General features: G+C 57.9%; 14 protein-coding genes and 1 pseudogene. 6 read left to right on the forward strand and 9 right to left on the reverse strand.

All coding sequences use genetic code 11. From position 1 onward, the window contains the following. Positions 1 to 737 precede the first annotated feature (737 nt). The gene (locus VGE80_RS19090) at positions 738 to 1,955 is read left to right on the forward strand and encodes a cyanophycinase (protein ID WP_373649505.1); all 1,218 of its coding nucleotides are present in this window, start codon (positions 738 to 740) and stop codon (positions 1,953 to 1,955) included. A gap of 52 nt (positions 1,956 to 2,007) precedes the next feature. After that, positions 2,008 to 2,589, forward strand: a complete 582-nt coding sequence (locus VGE80_RS19095) for a cob(I)yrinic acid a,c-diamide adenosyltransferase (protein WP_440593769.1) — start codon at positions 2,008 to 2,010, stop codon at positions 2,587 to 2,589. 70 nt (positions 2,590 to 2,659) lie between these two features. Here VGE80_RS19095 and VGE80_RS19100 read toward each other — a convergent pair whose 3' ends face one another. The 4 genes from VGE80_RS19100 to VGE80_RS19115 all read right to left on the reverse strand — a co-directional run bounded on the left by VGE80_RS19100 (position 2,660) and on the right by VGE80_RS19115 (position 6,374). Next, positions 2,660 to 3,082, reverse strand: a complete 423-nt coding sequence (locus tag VGE80_RS19100; RefSeq protein WP_440593770.1) for an EamA family transporter — start codon at positions 3,080 to 3,082, stop codon at positions 2,660 to 2,662. 110 nt (positions 3,083 to 3,192) lie between these two features. Next, positions 3,193 to 4,197, reverse strand: a complete 1,005-nt coding sequence (locus VGE80_RS19105; protein ID WP_440593771.1) for an LLM class flavin-dependent oxidoreductase — start codon at positions 4,195 to 4,197, stop codon at positions 3,193 to 3,195. A gap of 261 nt (positions 4,198 to 4,458) precedes the next feature. Then, the gene (locus VGE80_RS19110) at positions 4,459 to 5,034 is read right to left on the reverse strand and encodes a peroxiredoxin family protein (protein ID WP_440593772.1); all 576 of its coding nucleotides are present in this window, start codon (positions 5,032 to 5,034) and stop codon (positions 4,459 to 4,461) included. Continuing rightward, the gene (locus tag VGE80_RS19115) at positions 5,031 to 6,374 is read right to left on the reverse strand and encodes an MFS transporter (protein WP_373649500.1); all 1,344 of its coding nucleotides are present in this window, start codon (positions 6,372 to 6,374) and stop codon (positions 5,031 to 5,033) included. The genes VGE80_RS19110 and VGE80_RS19115 overlap by 4 nt, the downstream gene beginning before the upstream one ends. Before the next feature lie 280 nt (positions 6,375 to 6,654). Between VGE80_RS19115 and VGE80_RS19120 the strand changes: the two genes are divergently transcribed. Further along, positions 6,655 to 7,128 (forward strand): excisionase family DNA-binding protein, encoded by a 474-nt coding sequence (locus VGE80_RS19120; RefSeq protein ID WP_397568306.1) that lies wholly within the window; start codon positions 6,655 to 6,657, stop codon positions 7,126 to 7,128. Position 7,129: 1 nt separating this feature from the next. Then, positions 7,130 to 7,699 carry a PIN domain-containing protein gene (locus tag VGE80_RS19125; RefSeq protein WP_397568307.1) on the forward strand — a complete coding sequence of 190 codons (570 nt, stop codon included), beginning with the start codon at positions 7,130 to 7,132 and terminating at the stop codon, positions 7,697 to 7,699. 280 nt (positions 7,700 to 7,979) lie between these two features. Here VGE80_RS19125 and VGE80_RS19130 read toward each other — a convergent pair whose 3' ends face one another. The 5 genes from VGE80_RS19130 to VGE80_RS19150 form a co-directional block, all read right to left on the reverse strand. Continuing rightward, entirely contained in the window at positions 7,980 to 8,993 is a 1,014-nt protein-coding gene (locus VGE80_RS19130; protein ID WP_440593773.1) for an endonuclease/exonuclease/phosphatase family protein, read from the reverse strand. Between the two features lie 248 nt (positions 8,994 to 9,241). Continuing rightward, positions 9,242 to 11,023 (reverse strand): amidohydrolase, encoded by a 1,782-nt coding sequence (locus tag VGE80_RS19135; RefSeq protein ID WP_440593774.1) that lies wholly within the window; start codon positions 11,021 to 11,023, stop codon positions 9,242 to 9,244. Between the two features lie 390 nt (positions 11,024 to 11,413). Then, positions 11,414 to 11,824 carry a DoxX family protein gene (locus VGE80_RS19140; protein ID WP_373649498.1) on the reverse strand — a complete coding sequence of 137 codons (411 nt, stop codon included), beginning with the start codon at positions 11,822 to 11,824 and terminating at the stop codon, positions 11,414 to 11,416. A 403-nt stretch (positions 11,825 to 12,227) separates the two neighbouring features. Next, a complete protein-coding gene (locus VGE80_RS19145; RefSeq protein WP_373649497.1) occupies positions 12,228 to 12,698 on the reverse strand; it encodes a MarR family winged helix-turn-helix transcriptional regulator in 471 nt (156 codons plus the stop codon). Between the two features lie 147 nt (positions 12,699 to 12,845). After that, complete coding sequence (locus tag VGE80_RS19150) at positions 12,846 to 13,445, reverse strand: Uma2 family endonuclease (RefSeq protein ID WP_373649496.1); 600 nt, start codon at positions 13,443 to 13,445, stop codon at positions 12,846 to 12,848. A 510-nt stretch (positions 13,446 to 13,955) separates the two neighbouring features. Between VGE80_RS19150 and VGE80_RS19155 the strand changes: the two genes are divergently transcribed. Beyond that, positions 13,956 to 16,256, forward strand: coding sequence for a PPC domain-containing protein (locus VGE80_RS19155; RefSeq protein ID WP_373649495.1), 2,301 nt, complete (start codon positions 13,956 to 13,958; stop codon positions 16,254 to 16,256). A 190-nt stretch (positions 16,257 to 16,446) separates the two neighbouring features. Further along, positions 16,447 to 17,331: pseudogene (locus VGE80_RS19160) on the forward strand (hypothetical protein); the annotation flags it as partial.

Consider the following 17,331-nt stretch of genomic DNA (forward strand, 5'->3'; position numbering starts at 1 on the left):
CGTCACTCGAGGCTGGAAGGACGTTCAATAACATCTGTCCAGAAACTTGTGTTCCGTTTTACGGCAATCTGCTTCCGAAATCTACTACACCAATTTTAGCTCCTCGACGGGCCGATGTCGCTGAAAATCTCTTCAACCCGGAAAAAAGGGTGGAGTAATGACAATTCTTCGGTCTGCGGAAATCCGATCTTCTGCCCTTCGAGTCGTCCTGATCGCACTATTTTTCCATGAATGATCCCGGTGAATGGGAGAAGCTGTCCGCTGGTGGGGGCCCGTGACGCCTGATCACTTTGCATTGACAAGGGGCGGACGATCCACTGTAGTCGATTTCCGGCCCGGCAGCGTATAATTTGAGATGGCTGGATCGAGGATGAACTGACTCAAATGATCCAGTTGTGCCCGCCGGGATTGAGAACCAGGTTCGGCACCGGTCGTGACTGAGCGGGACTTGGGCACCGAGCGGAGTGGTTGCCAGCCACAGGGATGTGAAGAGCATGAGCCACAGGAGTAGCAGGATTATTCTGTCGCCATCCAATTGCCTAACGTCAGGGAGGTTTGTGTTCGTGGACTGCCTGAAGGCGAGCCCGCCACTCAGGCGTGTTGCTCCCCTCCTTCGATCTGCAGATGCGGTGTCGCGATCCGTCTCCATTCGCCCCCGCAAACTTTCTCTATGTTCACTCTCTTTTCGGGGCGTGCCGCTGAGATGCATCTCATTCGTCTGTCTGGCAGTGTGCACCTTGTCACGCGCTGGATGGTCAGAGGAAGTCAGCAGTCCCCCCGAAACGCAGATTAAAGGCTCCCTGGTCATCCTGGGGGGATCGGAACGATTCAATCACCGCGAGTATTGGGACGAGATCGTAGAACTGGCGGGCGGGCCCGGGGCACGGATCGCCGTGTTTCCGACCGCGAGTGGTGACCCTGTCCAGAAAGGGGGCTGGGTCATTACGGCGCTGAACAATGCGGGTGCCGATGCCTTTCTGGTCCCCGTCGCCTGGCGAAAGATCCCGATCAAGCCCGTCGAAGCCGTATCGGATCCCGATCTTGTCGCCCAGGTCCGCGAGGCGACCGGCATCTTTCTGATTGGGGGAGAGCAGGACAAGATCGTCAAAGCGCTCTTCACCGCTGACGGTCAGCACACCCCGATGCTGGACGCGATGTGGGAAGTCTATCGCCGCGGCGGCGTCATAGCAGGAACCAGTGCCGGGGCCGCCGTGATGAGCCGCGTCATGTACCGCGATGCCGAGTCGGTCCTGGATACCATGCTGAAGGGGGTTCAGTGGGGCAAAGAGATCGACCGGGGACTGGGGTTCCTCGACGGTGAATGGTTCGTCGATCAGCACCTCTTCGTGCGGGGGCGATTCGCGCGGACGCTGGTCGCCATGCAGGACCAGGGTTTCAAGTTCGGGATTGGCGTCGACGAGAATTCGGCCATCATTGTCACAAATGGAAAGGATGTTCGTGTCATTGGCTACAAGGGGGCACTTGTCCTGGATCTCTCTCAAGCCGAACACGATCCCTCACTAGGTCGTTTCAATCTGAAAAACGCGCGACTGACATATCTGGATCGAGGTGATCGCTTTGACCTGAAAACCATGGAAGTCATGCCCGCTCAGGAAAAGCTGGATGATGAAAAGCTGGATCCGAAGTCGCCGGAATATCGGCCGGGTCTGCGACGTCCGCTCTTCTACAACGATATTCTGGCGAACACGACCATTATCGACATGATGGGACGTCTGATGGAGAGTGTCAGTCCCATTGCGACGGGGCTGGCCTTCGACGGATATGCCGCTCGCAAACATCCCGTTGACGGCTTTGAGTTCAAGTTTTCTCGCGATGACGAGAGCGTCGCGTGGTACACAGAAAGTTACGGCGGTGATGATTACACGGTGGTCAATATCCGTCTGGATATTCGCCCGATCCGGATCTCCGGTCCGCTCTACGATCGCGAAGAGTAACTTCGCTCTACGCCTATTCTCGCCGTACGCCTTTTTTCAGTGACGCTCTGACATGGTCTATTTGAATCGCATCTATACGAAAACGGGCGACACCGGTGAGACATCTCTGGGGGATGGGCGCCGGGTGCGCAAGACCGATCCCCGAATCGTCGCTTATGGGACCGTTGATGAACTGAATTCGTCGCTCGGTGTGGCCTTGTGTGCCCGTCCGTCGACCGAAATTACGTCGATGCTGACGTTGATTCAGAACGACTTGTTTGATGTCGGGGCGGACCTGTGTGTCCCCGAATCCGAGACTCCTCTCGCCTACACCCCGCTCCGTGTCACAGCGGACCAGGTTGAACAACTTGAAAGCTGGATCGACCGCGCCAATACCCGGCTGGAACCATTGACGAGTTTCATCCTGCCCGGGGGAACACCCGCGTCAGCCCAGTTGCACGTCTCGCGCACGATTTGCCGGCGGGCAGAAATTGAAGTCCTGCGATTGATGGAGGTGGAATCGATTAACACGCAGATTCTGATTTACCTCAATCGATTGTCGGACTTGCTGTTCGTCCTGGCTCGCTCTGCCAACGACGAGGGAAAAGGGGACGTCTTGTGGGTTCCCGGAGCGAACCGGAAGAAGCTGGATTGAACCCGGCACACTGCTCCGAAGTCCAACGGATTGACCCAAAGTCAGGATGGATGCGTCACGAAATCAGGGGTCACGATTTCGCGAGCACTAACACCCCGCTGAGCACCAGCAGGCCGCCTGCGGCCGTTCTCCATGTCAGTGATTCGCCCAGAAACAACCACGCGAGGATGATGACGAAGACGAGACTCAACTTATCCACGGGCGCGACCTGAGATGCGGGGCCCAGTTGGAGCGCCCGGTAATAAAACAGCCACGATAGGCCCGTGGCGACGGCAGACAGGATGAGGAACATGACCGATCGCAGCGACAGCTTGCTCAGCGGTTCCCACTCGTCCCGCCAGGCAACGATCAGGGCCGTCATCCCAAGAATCACTGCTGTCCGAATCAGTGTCGCCAGATTGGAGTTGATCTGTGCGACGCCCAACTTGCCGAACAGAGCCGTCAGTCCGGCAAAAAACGCGGAGGCGATCGCAAAATGTTGCCAACCAGACATGCCTGCCACCCGCTCAGGAATTGGGGATAGTTCCCTGATCATCGAAAAGATCTACGGGACCACGCGGTATTCAACAATACCTCAGCTGCACGTTGAAACTTCCTATCGCGTTATGACTGACGTTGTAACCCGGCCACGATTTCGAACGACCGCAGACGGGCGGCATGATTCTCGATCGGTCCAACGAGAATCAGTTCGTCCGCGTCCGTCGAGGCAACAATCTCGTCCAATTTGTCGGTGACTCGTTCGAGCCCCCCGACGGCAGAGTAGCGTGTCATCTGTTTGACTTGTTCCCGCTCCAGGGGATTCCAGCGACCCTGCATCGAATCGACCGCAGGAGGAAACAGGCCCGGTGTTCCGCGAACCAGATTCAGAAACGCCTGCTGCAGTGTTGTGAACAGACGAGTTGCTTCCTCATCGGTGTCTGCCGCGACCACGTTGACGGCCACGGCAACGCGCGGTTCCTGCAATGCTGCTGATGGTTCGAAACAGGCGCGATACAGGGCGAGCGCAGGCAACAGGTACTCGGGGGCGAAGTGCGAGGCGAAGGCAAAAGGGAGCCCCAGTTCCCCGGCAAGCCGCGCGCTGAAGTCGCTGGAGCCGAGTAGCCAGATCGGGACGTCGAGACCTTCACCCGGTACCGCATGGACCCCATTCCCGGGCCCCCCCGGCTGGAAGTACCCTCGCAGTTCCTCCAAGTCCCGTGGAAACGTTTCGCCATTCCGAGTCGCTGACCGGCCGAGTGCTCGGGCCGTTCGCTGATCGCCACCCGGCGCGCGTCCGATCCCCAGATCGATGCGACCGGGATAAAGCGACGCGAGCGTACCGAACTGTTCCGCGATGACCAGCGGCGCGTGGTTCGGCAGCATGATTCCCCCCGAACCGACCCGGATGCGGGATGTCCCTCCGGCGATATAGTTAATCACGACCGAGGTTGCGGCACTGGCGATCCCGGGCAGACTGTGATGCTCGGCCAGCCAGTAGCGGTGGTAGCCCCAACGTTCCGCATGCTGTGCCAGGTCGAGTGATTCCCGGAATGATTCGGCCGCAGTGCCTCCCAGACGGATCGGGGCGAGATCAAGGATCGAAAACGGGATCTGAGAAAGTGACTTCATGGGAATGCCTCAAGTATCTCTTCGGCTGTGATCAATCTGTCTCTGACGGTCTGTCGCGAAGCGTGTGCCGATCCGCCATTGTGCATCTCAATCGAAACGGCCCCGCAATGTGTCGGAAACTCGTCCAGCTCACAGGAACGGCATGCCTCACTCACGCAGAGAATCCGTATCGTCGCTCACATTGCCGGCAATTGAGTGGGTGAAGAAGACTTCTTCCGAGTTCCGTATGAGAGATCAATCATTACCACGCCGGTCACGAGATCAAGGACCGATGTAGCAGCCGGATGTCAGTTTCGCGGGGGCTCCGGTGGTGTTCAGCGGGACAGAAGGAACCTGCGCCGCTGCTGCGGCAAGCGTGCCGACCTCCTCAAGCATGTCGCTCGAATAACCGGGCCACAGTTTCTGGATAGTGGTTCTGTCGACGACAAGCGCCGTGTACGCAGATCGCTTGGCGTCGTACTTCGCTGCGATATCCCCCTCGGGGTCCGCCACCACAGGGAAGGGTGTCTTGTGCTTTTCTCGCCAAGCGCGTGCTTCATCGTCTGTTCCCGCCACAATTCCCTGGAAATCGACATGATCGCCGTAGGCCCGGAACAGTTCGTGTGTGAAGGGTTCGTAGTCTTCGCTGCACGGACAATCGGGCAGGATGAAGATGATGACTTGCGGTCGAACGTCATCCGATTCGAGTGCCGGCACCACTGTTTTTCCCGCCACGGCATCGGCCGCATCCTGCATGTAGCGCGTGACGGGATGTCCGGATTTGAAAGGAATCGCGACGGCCGCCACCAGTGCTGTGACGCCACCAACGACCAGGCACCATGTAACGAAGTGTTTCATGACGACGATTCCAGTTTCCAGTGGGCATCCGGTGCGGGACGGGGGGCTTCCACTGCGTCCTCGTTTGGTGTGTGAGTCGAGACCTTCCGGATTTGGAGGACCATTGCCGCAGTCAACAGGCACAGACCTCCGGAAATGAGGAATGCCCGTTCGTAGCTGCCGCTCCATGACCGAATGGCACCTGCTCCAAACGCGGCCGAGGCGGCACCCAGTTGATGGGCGGCGACAATCCAGCCGAACATGATCCCGGCTCGCGCACGCCCGAACGTATCGGCCGTCAGTCGCACCGTCGGTGGGACGGTGGCGATCCAGTCGAGACCGAAGAAGACCGCAAACAGCGTCAGACCCCACGTCCCTTCCACCAGCGCGAAAGGAAGGAAGATCAGCGACAACCCTCGCAGCCCGTAGTACCAGCTCAGCAGCACCCGGTTGTCCATACGATCGGACATCCAGCCCGAAGCGGTCGTTCCGACCAGATCAAAAATTCCCATCATCGCCAGGAGGCCTGCCGCGCGGACTTCCGGCATGCCGACATCCAGACAGGCGGGAATCAGATGGGTTCCAACGAGTCCATTCGTACTGGCCCCGCAGACGTAGAAACTCCCCGCCAGCAGCCAGAAGTTCCGCGAACGGAAGCCGTCCCGCAGTGCCGCAATCGCCTCTTGTACCGGGTTCGATACCCGCACGGTCGAGGACCCTGCGGCCTCGGCAGAAGTGGTTTCGGACAAAAAATCGCCCACGGGAAGCAGACCGACCTCGGAAGGCCGTTCCTTGAACAGCAGCATGAGCAGCGGAATCAGCAGCGCCATCGTTCCCGCAATCAGCAACACGGCCGGACGCCAGCCTGACTGTTTGATGATCCACGCCATGATCGGCAGAAAGATCAGTTGACCAGTGGCCGTGCCGGCCGTCAGCAACCCCAGCACCAGACCGCGCTGCGTGACAAACCAGCGGTTTACCACCGTCGCGGCGAGCACCAGAGCCGTCATCCCGGATCCGGTGCCGACGACGACTCCCCACAGCAGCATCAACTGCCACGGAGCCGACATGGTGGCGGTCAGAGCAACTCCCGTCGCAATGATTGTCAGTGAGATCAGGATGGTCTTCTTGACACCGATCCATTCCATCAGCGCCGCAGCGAAGGGACCGATGAGACCGTACAGCATCAGATTAATGGAAATCGCCGCCGAGATGGTCGCGCGATCCCAGCCAAACTCGGTTTCCAGCGGGACGATCAGCACACTGGGGGCGGAACGGACACCGGCCGAACAGATCACCACCAGGAAAGTCAGTCCCGCAATGATCCACGCATAGTGCACCCGTCGTTTCGTCGAATCCATGAAATCCCCAAATCCCTGTCGCAGAGCCCCGCCATGAAGATGTATATGCAACTAAATGGGGCGGGTCAAGGGGCAGAAATGGGGCGCCAGGGAAGGATCAACTCACGTCATTTCTCCGCGCCGAGTTCTGAACGAAGCGTGAAGGGGCAGCGAACGTGTCGCCCAGGTTTTCGATGGGGAATTAGGGCTGATTTGTTCAGTGATAATAGATTTTCGTTTATTTCGAATGTTGCATTTGCTGCGGCTATATGAAATCATTGCGCTGGAGGGAACAAATGACATGGTTACACTATTGAGTGATTTTCCGGAAACCGTAACGCCAACGCCTGATGATGCACTTCTCGCCCAGGAGAGCAGTCGACGGCTGACACGGTTCATCGCAAGGAATCAAAAGAAGCCTCTGCAGTTTAGAATTCAACCTGAAGACGCGCCTGAAGAAACTGTCTCAATTCCCGAGTCCGCATTCCGCCTGCTGAATGATATTCTCACGCAGATGGCTAAGGGAAACGCTGTCACGTTGATCCCTGTTCATGCTGAACTCACGACGCAACAGGCCGCCGATATTTTGAATGTCTCACGCCCATTCCTCGTCGAGCAGTTGGAAAAGAATGTGATTCCATTCCGTAAGGTGGGGACCCATCGCCGTATCCTTTTCAAGGACTTGATGCGTTACAAGGAGGAAATGGATCGCAACCGGTTGAAGGCGCTAGACGAATTGGCGTCCCAGGCTCAGGAACTCGACATGGGTTATTGACGTGAACAATTTCACGGTTTTGTTTGACGCATGCGTCTTCTATCCCGCGCCACTCCGCGATTTGCTGATGCATCTCGCGGTCACGGATCTGTACCGCGCCAAATGGACGGATGCCATTCACGACGAGTGGATCAGAAACGTCCTTAAAAACCGTCCGGATTTGAGGCCCGAACAGCTCAAAAGGACCCGTGACCTGATGAACGCTCATGTTCGAGACTGCCTCGTGACCGGCTATGAGACGCTCATTAATGCAGTCACTCTGCCAGACCCAGACGATCGACATGTTCTGTCGGCGGCAATTCGCGCTGGAGCGGACCTGATCGTAACGTTCAATCTCAAGGATTTTCCCGAGAAGCACTTGAAGCCCTACGGCATCCAGGCCCAGCATCCCGACGAATTCCTGACATTCCAACTCGACTTGGCGCCCAATATCGTCTGTGCAGTCGCCAAGCGGCACAGGGAAAGTCTCAAGAACCCTTCTAAAAACGTTGGCGAATACCTCGCCACACTCGAAGCTCAGGGACTGGCACAAACCGTGTCGAGTCTACGAAGATTTGCCGAATTGATTTGACCTGATTTTAGTCCCTTGGCAATGTTACTTCGCCCCCTGTTCGTCGCAGGGAGTGTCGACTCGCAACCCGTTTGCCCGCGATTTCCAAGGAGGTCCTGTTATCTCGACGAGATCAGGCCGGAATCGCATCGGCCAGAGCGTGAAGGAAGTTTCTTGTTGCGAGGGCCTCTCTTACAACGTCGTGCAATCGGTTCAATCCGACAGCTTCAAGTTTTCGAAATCGACCTACACCGCCGGGCGACATTGCCCCCGCGACCGTCATCGTCGTTGAGGGATGATGCTACTTGCCCTCAAGCACGAATGTTGACACGACGGCGCGATGGTCGGACGGGTAGGGGGTGACGACGATGTCGGCGCTTTCCTGCGAGTCCCCTACGATTTCTGTCGCTTTAATCGTGGCCGGGCCGTGTGACAGGACGAAGTCGATCCGGTCGTGGTGGTCCTTGGGGTTGTCTCGCTTGGTGAGGGTCGTCCAGGTGAAGCCGGGGTGCTTGACCGGGTCCGGAAAGAGGACGCGGTAGGAATCGCGGAATCCCGCCTCGGCAAAAGCTTTTGTGGCAGGCCATTCCACGACGAGCGGATGGTGAAGTGCCTGCACCGCTTCCTCGGTCCAGTCAAGGTAAGAGGGTTCATTAAAGTCCCCCGTGATGAATTGCTGCGAGGACTTCGAGCTTTTCAGGGCCTGCAGGACCTCGTTGACTTGAGCGCGCCGGGCCTCGTTGGCTGAGGCGACCGCTTCTTCGGCTGTCTTCAGAAAGGGGGCACCGGCATACGGGATGTTGAGCAACTGATAGGGCTGATAGGGGGCATGGGCCATGTGGATGTTAAAGACATCGACGGTCCGGCCTGACGGAAGCGAAACCGTCGAACCGATGGCGGGTTTACCGACGGAACCGGTGATCGGATAGCGGCTGATGATTCCGATGCGGGCCATTCCGGTGGAAGATCCCTGCTCGTGGTAGGACCATCCGAGTGCTTCCGCGAGTCGTCTCGCGTGGTCAGGCCGGGGCTGGTCCTGCGGCGCAAGGCCTCCAGTTTCCTGCAGGCCGACGATGTCCGCTTTCGCAGCCCGAACGACTTCGACAGTCCGTTCAAACGGCTGACGGCTCGCATCGCCGCCGACCCACATGTTGAAGCTCATCACTCGAACGACTTCGTCGGCATCAACACGGGCGGACGAGCCGAGTGTTGTAACGGCGAGAGCCAAAAGCAGGGGGACCTGCCTCAGTAAACCAACACTGGGACGTGGAGAGTGACGATGCACAAGAGGGCTGGGAAATGAAGGGCTATTCATGGATCCTTGTCGTGTTCGGAGATCAGGGAACGCGATTTCTCGCTCGGCAGGTGGCAAACGAAGTGCGCTTGCACGCCTCGACGGAGTGGTCGAACAGCGGTTCCCACCGTTCGGATCGTAGGTGGTTCGCCGCAGGCGTTCAATGTCGCTGGTCTGTTGATCGGCAATGACTCATATCATGCGTCGTCAGCGCGGCCGGTCCTGACGACTGCGCTGACGACGCAACTGCGAACCGGAGTCGATCGAGTTCAGACGCCGCAGCCACAACCGGTTTCCCAGACGCGGCCGTCTGCTGCCATAATGGGAGTGTGGTGGTGAGCCGGGGGAACGGGACTGCGTGAGTCATATCCGCCGAATCGTGCCACCGGGGACCAGTCCGGACTGACCGGAGGGAGGGGAGGGGAGAGTCTCGCAAAGTCGCCCGTCCCGTAGACGACCTTCCCTCCGACCATCGTCAGGAGACTTTCCAGTCCACGGATTTCATCCGGGTCGATGCGGAAGTAATCGTCGCTCAGGACTGCCAGATCCGCAAAGCGGCCCGGTTCCAGAGTCCCCTTGCAGTGGTCCTCGTGACTGAACCAGGCACTTCCGTGCGTGTACAGTCGCAGGGCTTCCTCGCGGGTCAGCCGATCGGCTTCCTCGTGCAGCACGGTCCCACCGACGGTTTTCGATGTGACCATCCACCAGAGACAGGTCCAGGGGTGATAACTGGCGACACGCGTCCCGTCGGTTCCCGCGCCGACGGGCAGTCCCATCTTCAGCATCTGTCGAAGAGGTGGTTTTCTACGGGCGGATTCCAGGCCGTACCGGCGAATGTAGTATTCCCCCTGATAGGCCATGCGGTGCTGTATTGCGATTCCGCCACCTAATGCTTGAATCCGTTCCAGATTCTTCTCCGAGACGGTTTCGGCGTGATCGATGAACCAGCGAAGGTCGTTAATCGGATGCTGTCGGTGCACGCGTTCAAAAATGTCGAGGAATCGTCCGATCGATTCGTCGTAGGTCGCATGGATTCGCCAGGGCCAGCGTGCTTCGGTGAGCTTGCTGATGACCGCTTCCAGTTCCTGCTCCATCACGGGACGCAGGTCTGGACGCGGCTGCAGAAAGTTTTCGAAGTCAGCCGCACTCCAGACCAGATTCTCACCAGCTCCGTTGACCCGTAACAGGTGGTCCCCGTCTCCCGGTGCTGTCATGCCGAGCCAGCGGGAGTAGTCGTTCAGTTCCTGTCCGGGCTTTTGCGCAAAAAGGCTGTAGGCAATCCGAACAGTCAGTTGCCCGTTGTCATTCAAATTCTTGACGACTGCATAGTCTTCGGGATAGTTCTGACCGCCACCCCCGGCATCGGACACGCTGGTGATCCCGAAGCGGTTCAACTCGCGCAGATAGAAGCGAATCGAATTGAGCTGGTCCTCAAACGAGAGTTTCGGGGCGTTCGCAATCGTGGAATAAAGTATCAGCGCGCTCGGTTCGGCAATCAGGAGTCCTGTCGGATTTCCCCGGCTGTCGCGCGCAATCAGTCCCCCCGGTGGGTTAGGGGTATCGCGGTCGAAGCCAAGCTGCCGCAGGGCCGCCTGATTGAGCAACGCTGAGTCGTAGAGATGCAGGACAAAGACCGGCGTGTGGGGAGCGGCTTTATTGATTTCGTCCAGGGTCGGCATGCGACCTTCGACGAATTGAAACTCGTTCCAGCCCCCGATGACGCGAACCCACTGCGGGGGCGGCGTGTTATCTGCCTGCTCCTTGAGTTGGGCAAGAGCCTGGGACAAGCTGGGAACGCCATCCCAGCGGAGTTCCAGGTTGTAGAACAGTCCGGCGCGAATGACATGCAGATGAGAATCATTCAGTCCCGGAATGACTCGGCGGCCCTGCAGGTCAATTTTTTCCGTGTGCTGGTCGGCGGTGGCCAGGATCTCGTCGTCGCTGCCGATCGCGGAGATGACGCCGTCGGTGACGGATAATGCGGCGACCTCCGGCTTCTTTGAGTAAAGAGTGGTGATTTTGCCGTTGTAGAGGACTTGCTGCGGCACCATGTCAGATTCTCCAGAGGCGTAAGACTTCCCATAGAACGGGCTGGCCACAACCCGCCGAGTGCGAATCAACAGCGACATCACGAGCCGTTCGCGAGAAGGGGATCGCCTTCGTCGACGACGACTCTGGTACCCAAAGAAGGGGGGGCTTGCCAAAGCAGACAGCGGAACCGGTATGAGGCACGTGGCGGGCGGTCTCAGTTCGTGCTCAGTACGGGCTGAGTGCAATGACTCACGGGGATGCGACGTGAGCCGATGGGCTATTCAGGAAATGCCGGCGATCTGCCGCGAGCAAATCGCCGGTGACAAGTAATCTGAGAGTCGCGTTTCTGATGAACGTCGTACTGGTGCAGTGACGTCGGGAGAAAAACCCCGACGTGTGACAGACGTTTGTCAGTTGGGGGAGGAGCTCTTTCGTTTTGTCCACAAGTGATCTAATGAAAAACTTCCCGGACCGGTGAGGATCAACGTGATATAGACGAACAGGTACGCACAGGCCAGTTCCTTGACGTTCCAGGGGTCTTTTGCATGCACGATGAAGAATGCGACCATCATCGTGAAGGCGAGCGGGATCGCCGCCAGTCGCGTTCCCAGGCCAAGGATTAAGAGGGCAGAGCAACCTGCTTCTGCACCAATGGCGGACATCAGACTGAGCTGATTTCCCATCCCGAGTGGATCAGGAAACTGGGTCTTGAGGGTTTCGAAATTGGAAATTTTCTGCAAACCATGAACTAGCATCAGGCAGCCGATCGCCACTCGTAGGACTAGCAATCCCAGCGAGGTCAATTGGTGTTTAAAAGGCATTTCTGTTCCTCTCATAAAACCCGTGTTTCCACGGAACCAACAACACGGAAGACCAACGTCCACGCAGGACTGTCAGTGTTCGCGAACAATTCTGATTCTGAATTTTTCTGAAGCTCGATCTCTCGTTCACTGCGGAATGAGCAGAATCACCCGTTCTGGATGCTGCGAGTGGCGTCAGGAAATCGAACGAGGACTCATGAAGCGGCCGGGAAGGTCACTTCGGGAAGCGTGGTATGACTGATTTGGCGGAGACATCGCCCGCCGTGAACCGATGATTGTTTTATCTGCTTGCCGGAATTCAGCTGAACCCGGTGGTGTCCCTTTGCTCTGATGACAGGAGGGCGGGAGGCTTGAGGACATGATATCACTCCTGTCAGTTTACATGTAAATAAAATTCTTAAAATCAGCCGGGAATCGCCCCCCGGATCGCATCGAGAGTTTGCACGAGCACAGACAGTTGTGACTTGTTGACACCATTCATGAGGAGGGCGTGGAGGTCCAGCACGGGCTGGTCGAGACGATCGAGAAGCTGGAGTGCCGTCGGCTTCGGTTCCACGACGAAGATACGTCGATCGACTTCGGACTGAGTTTTTGTGATGAGGTCCAGAGCGAGTAATTGATCGATGACACGGGTAATCGCAGGAGCGACCTGAATCATTCGCTCGGCGATTTCGAGGCAGGGCATCGGTTTGCCCTCGCCACGAAGAATCCGCAGCACGTTGTATTGAGACAGCGTCAGGCCGTACTCTCGCATGAGTCGGGCCATGCGGTTTTCCAGCAGATCACTCGTTCGCAGTATGGCCAGCATGGCTTCCTGCTCGATCGAAGCAAAAGGGCCTCGCTTCTTCAATTCATCGCGAAGCGTTGAAGTCATATCTCATTCCCGGATGTCGTCTGACGGAGAATAGTTTACATGTTAATTTTCTGCTGTCAAGCGGAAATATCTGTGAAAACCAAAGTCCGCCCTTCCCCTGGACCAGCGTCTCCGGGGACGGTCTGTTAATACGGAATACAGTACCACTCACTCGAACGTGGGGGATTCGGTTTTCACCCATTTCGGGGAATTGAAGATGTCTGCGACGGGCATGGCGAAGCCGGGGATGTGAGGGTGACCGGTGATGACCTGTGGCTCCTTCAGCATCTGGCGCGAACTGCGGCCGATGAACTGGTGGATGTGACGCGTCACGGGGTCGATGATCCAGACCCCCGCGACGCCCCACTGAAGATATGCTTCGACCCGTGCGGCCATCGATTCCCGGCGGTCGTTGGTGGAGGCGACTTCGACGGTCAGAACCGGCAGGGTCTCGGTCATCAGCTTGTCTGTTTCGGCGAAGCGATTCCCTTCTTCGAAGCGAAAACAGGAAATGGCCGGGCACCGGACGGTCGGCTGTTCCCGTTTCAGGATCAGCGGGAGTTCAAAGCAGGCGTAGGTGTCAGGCGATTTTTTGAGGACCGTCGCGAGCGACTTAGACAGATTTCTTACGACATCTCCGTGAGCTTCGTCGGGCGGCTCGAGACGGGTAAAGCGACCGTCGACCAGTTCGATCCAGCGATCCCCGTCCAGCAGGCGCTGTTCAAATTCGTCCAGATTCATCGAAATGGGGGCTTTGGGTTCTCGCATCGATCTGTTCCTGGCAGAGACATTCCCCCTCGTGAGGGGCTCGCTTGTTACGTTCGAAGTTGCCGGTTTCAAGCCCGTCCTGGTGCTGACACGGGGAGGTCCACCATTCGGAATATCACCTGCCTTGTTTGAGAGACGGAAAATTAAGCAGTGAACCCCAGCTTTGTCGACCGTCTCTTCCGTTACGAAGAAGGTGGTGATTGTAGGGACTGCTTCGGTGGTTCTTGCTTTGAGTCTCGTGTCGGATTCCCTGTCTGGGTTCCCTGCGTGATCCCTCCATCCCGTCGAGAATTCTCAGCGCCCCTTTATTTTAGGCGGCGGGAATCATCCCGGGGAGAGGTTTTGTCGAGTATCCGATGCTGGCGTAAAAACATTTGATTGCGCGGGATTGATCCGGTTTCAAATTGACGACCGTGATTCGAGACCCCTATGATGTTGCCATCAGCGAAAGCTGATATTTGACCCGCCTGATGTCCCACCGCCTGATGACCCCCGATGGAGTCAAGCCGCATGCTGGTTGCTCGCTTCACGAAGAGACTGTCACTTGTCATTGCTCTGGCCAGCCTGAACGCCTCCCCGGCGAACGACGCAGCGGCGCAGGAACCAGTGGTCAACGGTACGGTTCCAGGGGCGATCGCTCCGGGAACTTCGCTTCCGTTACAGATTAATGGTGGCAACCTCGCACCGGCGAAGAAGCTGTGGCTCAGCTTTCCGGCGGAAGCGGTGCTGGCGGAAGGAATCGACAAGAATGGCGAGAATCCGGCTCAGGTCACCTACCGGATCAGCGTCCCCCCTGAAACGCCTTGCGGCATTCAAGGAATGCGCGTACTGACGGACAAAGGTGTTTCGCCCCTGCGGTTCCTGTTCGTTGACGATCTCCCTTCGATCGCTTCGGTCGGTTCGAATGTGCAGCTTGCGTCGGCACAGGTCGTCACGACACCGACCGCGATTGACGGTGCGGTGGCGGGCTTGAGCTGGCAGTACTTCAAATTTTCGGCCCAGGCGGGTCAGCGACTGGCGATTGAAGTGGTGGCTCGCCGGATCGGGTCTTCGCTGGATCCCATGCTGCGGCTGCTGGACGCCAAAGGGCGTGAGCTGGCTTACAACGACGATACACCAGGACTGAGCGGCGACGCGTCGCTGGTATATACCTTTAAGGCGGCGGGTGAATATGTCATCGAACTGCGAGATATTAAATACGGTGCGGGGGCCTACCGCTTGCGAATCGGCGATTTCCCCGTCGCGACGGTGGCCTACCCTCTGGCGGTTCAGCGGGGCGTCACCACGAATGTCACGCTGGCGGGTTTCGGTGTTGACGGATTGACACCTGTCCCCGTGACCGTCGCTCCTGACCAGACAACGGAATGGCTCAACGTGAGTCTGAAGCGGCCGAATGGCGCCAGCGGATACAGTACTGTGGAAGTCGTCTCGACCCCTCAGTTTCTGGAGCAGGAACCGAACAACGCACCGGAACAGGCCAATCGGGTGGAGCTCGGGCATGACATCAATGGTCGGCTCGAGCAGCCGGGCGATGTCGATCGCTTTGTTTTCACAGCCAAGAAGGACCAGACGGTCAGCTTTTTCGGAATCACTCGGCAGCAGGGATCGCCGACCGACCTCAACTTCAAGATCCTCAACAAGGACGGTGGTCAGCTTGCCGTGGCTGAGGACAGTGGTATCAACGAGGGCTCGGTTTCGTACAAGTTCCCTGCCGACGGCGACTACTATCTGTTTGTCGAAGATTTGACTCAGCGTGGCGGCAGTGAGCACGCTTATCGGATCGAGGTAACGACCACACCTCCTCAGTTCTCGCTGGCGACCTCTCTGGATACGTTCAATATTCCTGCCGGCGGTTCAGTCATGGCGACGGTCACGGCGGTGAGGACCGGCTACGGCGGTCAGATCGAACTGGGCGTTGCGAACCTGCCTCCCGGGGTTACGGCCAGCAAGTCGGTGATTGGTGTCGGACGTAACGATGCCGTACTGACACTGCAGGCGGCTCCGGAATTCGTGCCGGGTGAACTGCATGGGATCTCCGTCATCGGGACCGCCCGGATTGGCGAAGCCAATGTTGTCGTACCGGCCGAGATCAACGGTGTCCTCAAGGCACGCAACAATGCAATGCGGTGGACTCCGTCGCTCCTCAGCAAATCAGTCGCAGCCTCTGCGACGACGGCTCCCGGATTTTCCTGGCGGGTTGAGCCTGAGGTGGCGGTCTTCGGTAAGGATTTGTCGACCAAGGTCAAACTGATTGCGACACGCGCCGCCGGCTTTGAAGAGGGGGTGGTTGTGGCCATCACGCCCCCGCAGAACGGACTTCCCGCCGGAGTCACCGTCGCTGTCAAGAACATCGACAAGGGGCAGACAGAAGCCGAGATCGTGATCTCTGCCAATAATCAGGCTCCCCTGGGCGAGTTCACCGCAGGTTTGACCGGAACCCTGAAGCAAGGTGACAAGACTGCAGTGCAGGGCATGGCCATCCGGCTGAATCTGACAGCACCGATGACGCTGAAGCTGGAACCGGCCAATGCGAAACTGACCAAAGGTGGAGAAGCAACCGTCAAGGCCATCGTGGAACGCAACCCCGCTTTCATGGGGCCGGTCACCGTGACGCTGCAGAACTTGCCTGCGGGGGTCACCGCCGCACCGGCGACGATCGCGGCAGAGCAATCCGAAGTCGAGATCAAATTGACGGCCGCTGCGGATGCGGCAGCAGCCAGTGCCGCCAATGTCACCGCAAAAGCGGACGCCATGGCCGGGGCTGCGAAGCTGGAAGCAATGTCGGCGGCGGTCACCGTCGCCGTCGAATAGCAGTGGACGGAATTGAGTGGATGAGGTTACAAGTGTGAACGACGAGCAGAATGACTGACGTCGTTTCCGGGATAGGGCAGTCCAGATGACTGGACTCTGAAAACTGAAAGTCGACATCGACGCATCAAGTAACGACACAAGCATTGCCACGAGAAGACGATTACCCGGACGGAGAATGAGGACGATGAGAATGAATGCTGTAATCCGTTGGCTTTCACTATGCACGATCGTCGTTGTCCCGAGTTTCGTCCGGGCCGATTCGCCGGTTGATGTCGGTCAACCTTCCTCGATCGTGCTGGAACCTACCCGGTTCGAGTTACTGGGAAAGCGTGCTCGACAGCAACTGATCGTCACGGGGAACTACTCGGGGAATGACGTCCGGGATCTGACCCCCGCTGCGACGTTCACGTCATCTCATCCCGAAATCGTCGCCATCGAGAATTCGATCGCTTACCCTCGAGCCAACGGTGAAGCAACAATTACGGCCAGTGTCGGTGGTCAGACCTTCTCGGTTCCCGTCGTGGTGAAAAACCTCGAGGCACCTGCACCGATCAGTTTCAAAAATGAAACTCAGATGGCCCTGACCAAAGCGGGCTGCAACATGGGGGCCTGTCACGGGTCTCCCTCGGGCAAAGGGGGCTTCCGTCTGTCGCTGCGGGCGTACGATTCCGAACTCGACATCATGACTGTCCGTTCCGAATTCTTCGGACGTCGGACAAACATCATGGAACCAGGTCAGAGCCTGCTGCTCCAGAAGCCCCTGATGGAAGTGGCCCATGGTGGTGGAAAGCGACTGAAGAAGGGCGATGCCGCTCATAAGACTCTCGAACAATGGATCGCAGAAGGGATGCGACTGGATGCCCCGTCGGAACCTGACCTGGTCAAGATTGAAACGGTTCCCGCCAAACGAGTCCTGCGTCAGCCCGCCGCACGTCAGCAGATCATCGTTCTGGGACACTTCAGCGATGGCTCTGTCCGGGATCTGACCGAACTGGCAGACTTCTCGTCTTCGAATGAAAGCGTCGGAGCGGTCAACTCGCTCGGCCTGGTGACCAAGAACGGACGCGGCGAAACC

The sequence above is a fragment of the Schlesneria sp. genome, from assembly GCF_036405755.1.
Taxonomy (GTDB): Bacteria; Planctomycetota; Planctomycetia; order Planctomycetales; family Planctomycetaceae; genus Schlesneria; species Schlesneria sphaerica.

What these genes read in the sequence shown, in the direction of transcription:
- VGE80_RS19095 (WP_440593769.1), top strand. Translation starts at nt 2,008, where the DNA reads ATGGTCTATTTGAATCGCATCTATACGAAAACGGGCGACACCGGTGAG.
- VGE80_RS19100 (WP_440593770.1), bottom strand. Translation starts at nt 3,082, where the DNA reads ATGTCTGGTTGGCAACATTTTGCGATCGCCTCCGCGTTTTTTGCCGGA.
- VGE80_RS19105 (WP_440593771.1), bottom strand. Translation starts at nt 4,197, where the DNA reads ATGAAGTCACTTTCTCAGATCCCGTTTTCGATCCTTGATCTCGCCCCG.
- VGE80_RS19110 (WP_440593772.1), bottom strand. Translation starts at nt 5,034, where the DNA reads ATGAAACACTTCGTTACATGGTGCCTGGTCGTTGGTGGCGTCACAGCA.
- VGE80_RS19115 (WP_373649500.1), bottom strand. Translation starts at nt 6,374, where the DNA reads ATGGATTCGACGAAACGACGGGTGCACTATGCGTGGATCATTGCGGGA.
- VGE80_RS19120 (WP_397568306.1), top strand. Translation starts at nt 6,655, where the DNA reads ATGGTTACACTATTGAGTGATTTTCCGGAAACCGTAACGCCAACGCCT.
- VGE80_RS19130 (WP_440593773.1), bottom strand. Translation starts at nt 8,993, where the DNA reads ATGAATAGCCCTTCATTTCCCAGCCCTCTTGTGCATCGTCACTCTCCA.
- VGE80_RS19135 (WP_440593774.1), bottom strand. Translation starts at nt 11,023, where the DNA reads ATGGTGCCGCAGCAAGTCCTCTACAACGGCAAAATCACCACTCTTTAC.
- VGE80_RS19140 (WP_373649498.1), bottom strand. Translation starts at nt 11,824, where the DNA reads ATGCCTTTTAAACACCAATTGACCTCGCTGGGATTGCTAGTCCTACGA.
- VGE80_RS19145 (WP_373649497.1), bottom strand. Translation starts at nt 12,698, where the DNA reads ATGACTTCAACGCTTCGCGATGAATTGAAGAAGCGAGGCCCTTTTGCT.
- VGE80_RS19150 (WP_373649496.1), bottom strand. Translation starts at nt 13,445, where the DNA reads ATGCGAGAACCCAAAGCCCCCATTTCGATGAATCTGGACGAATTTGAA.
- VGE80_RS19155 (WP_373649495.1), top strand. Translation starts at nt 13,956, where the DNA reads ATGCTGGTTGCTCGCTTCACGAAGAGACTGTCACTTGTCATTGCTCTG.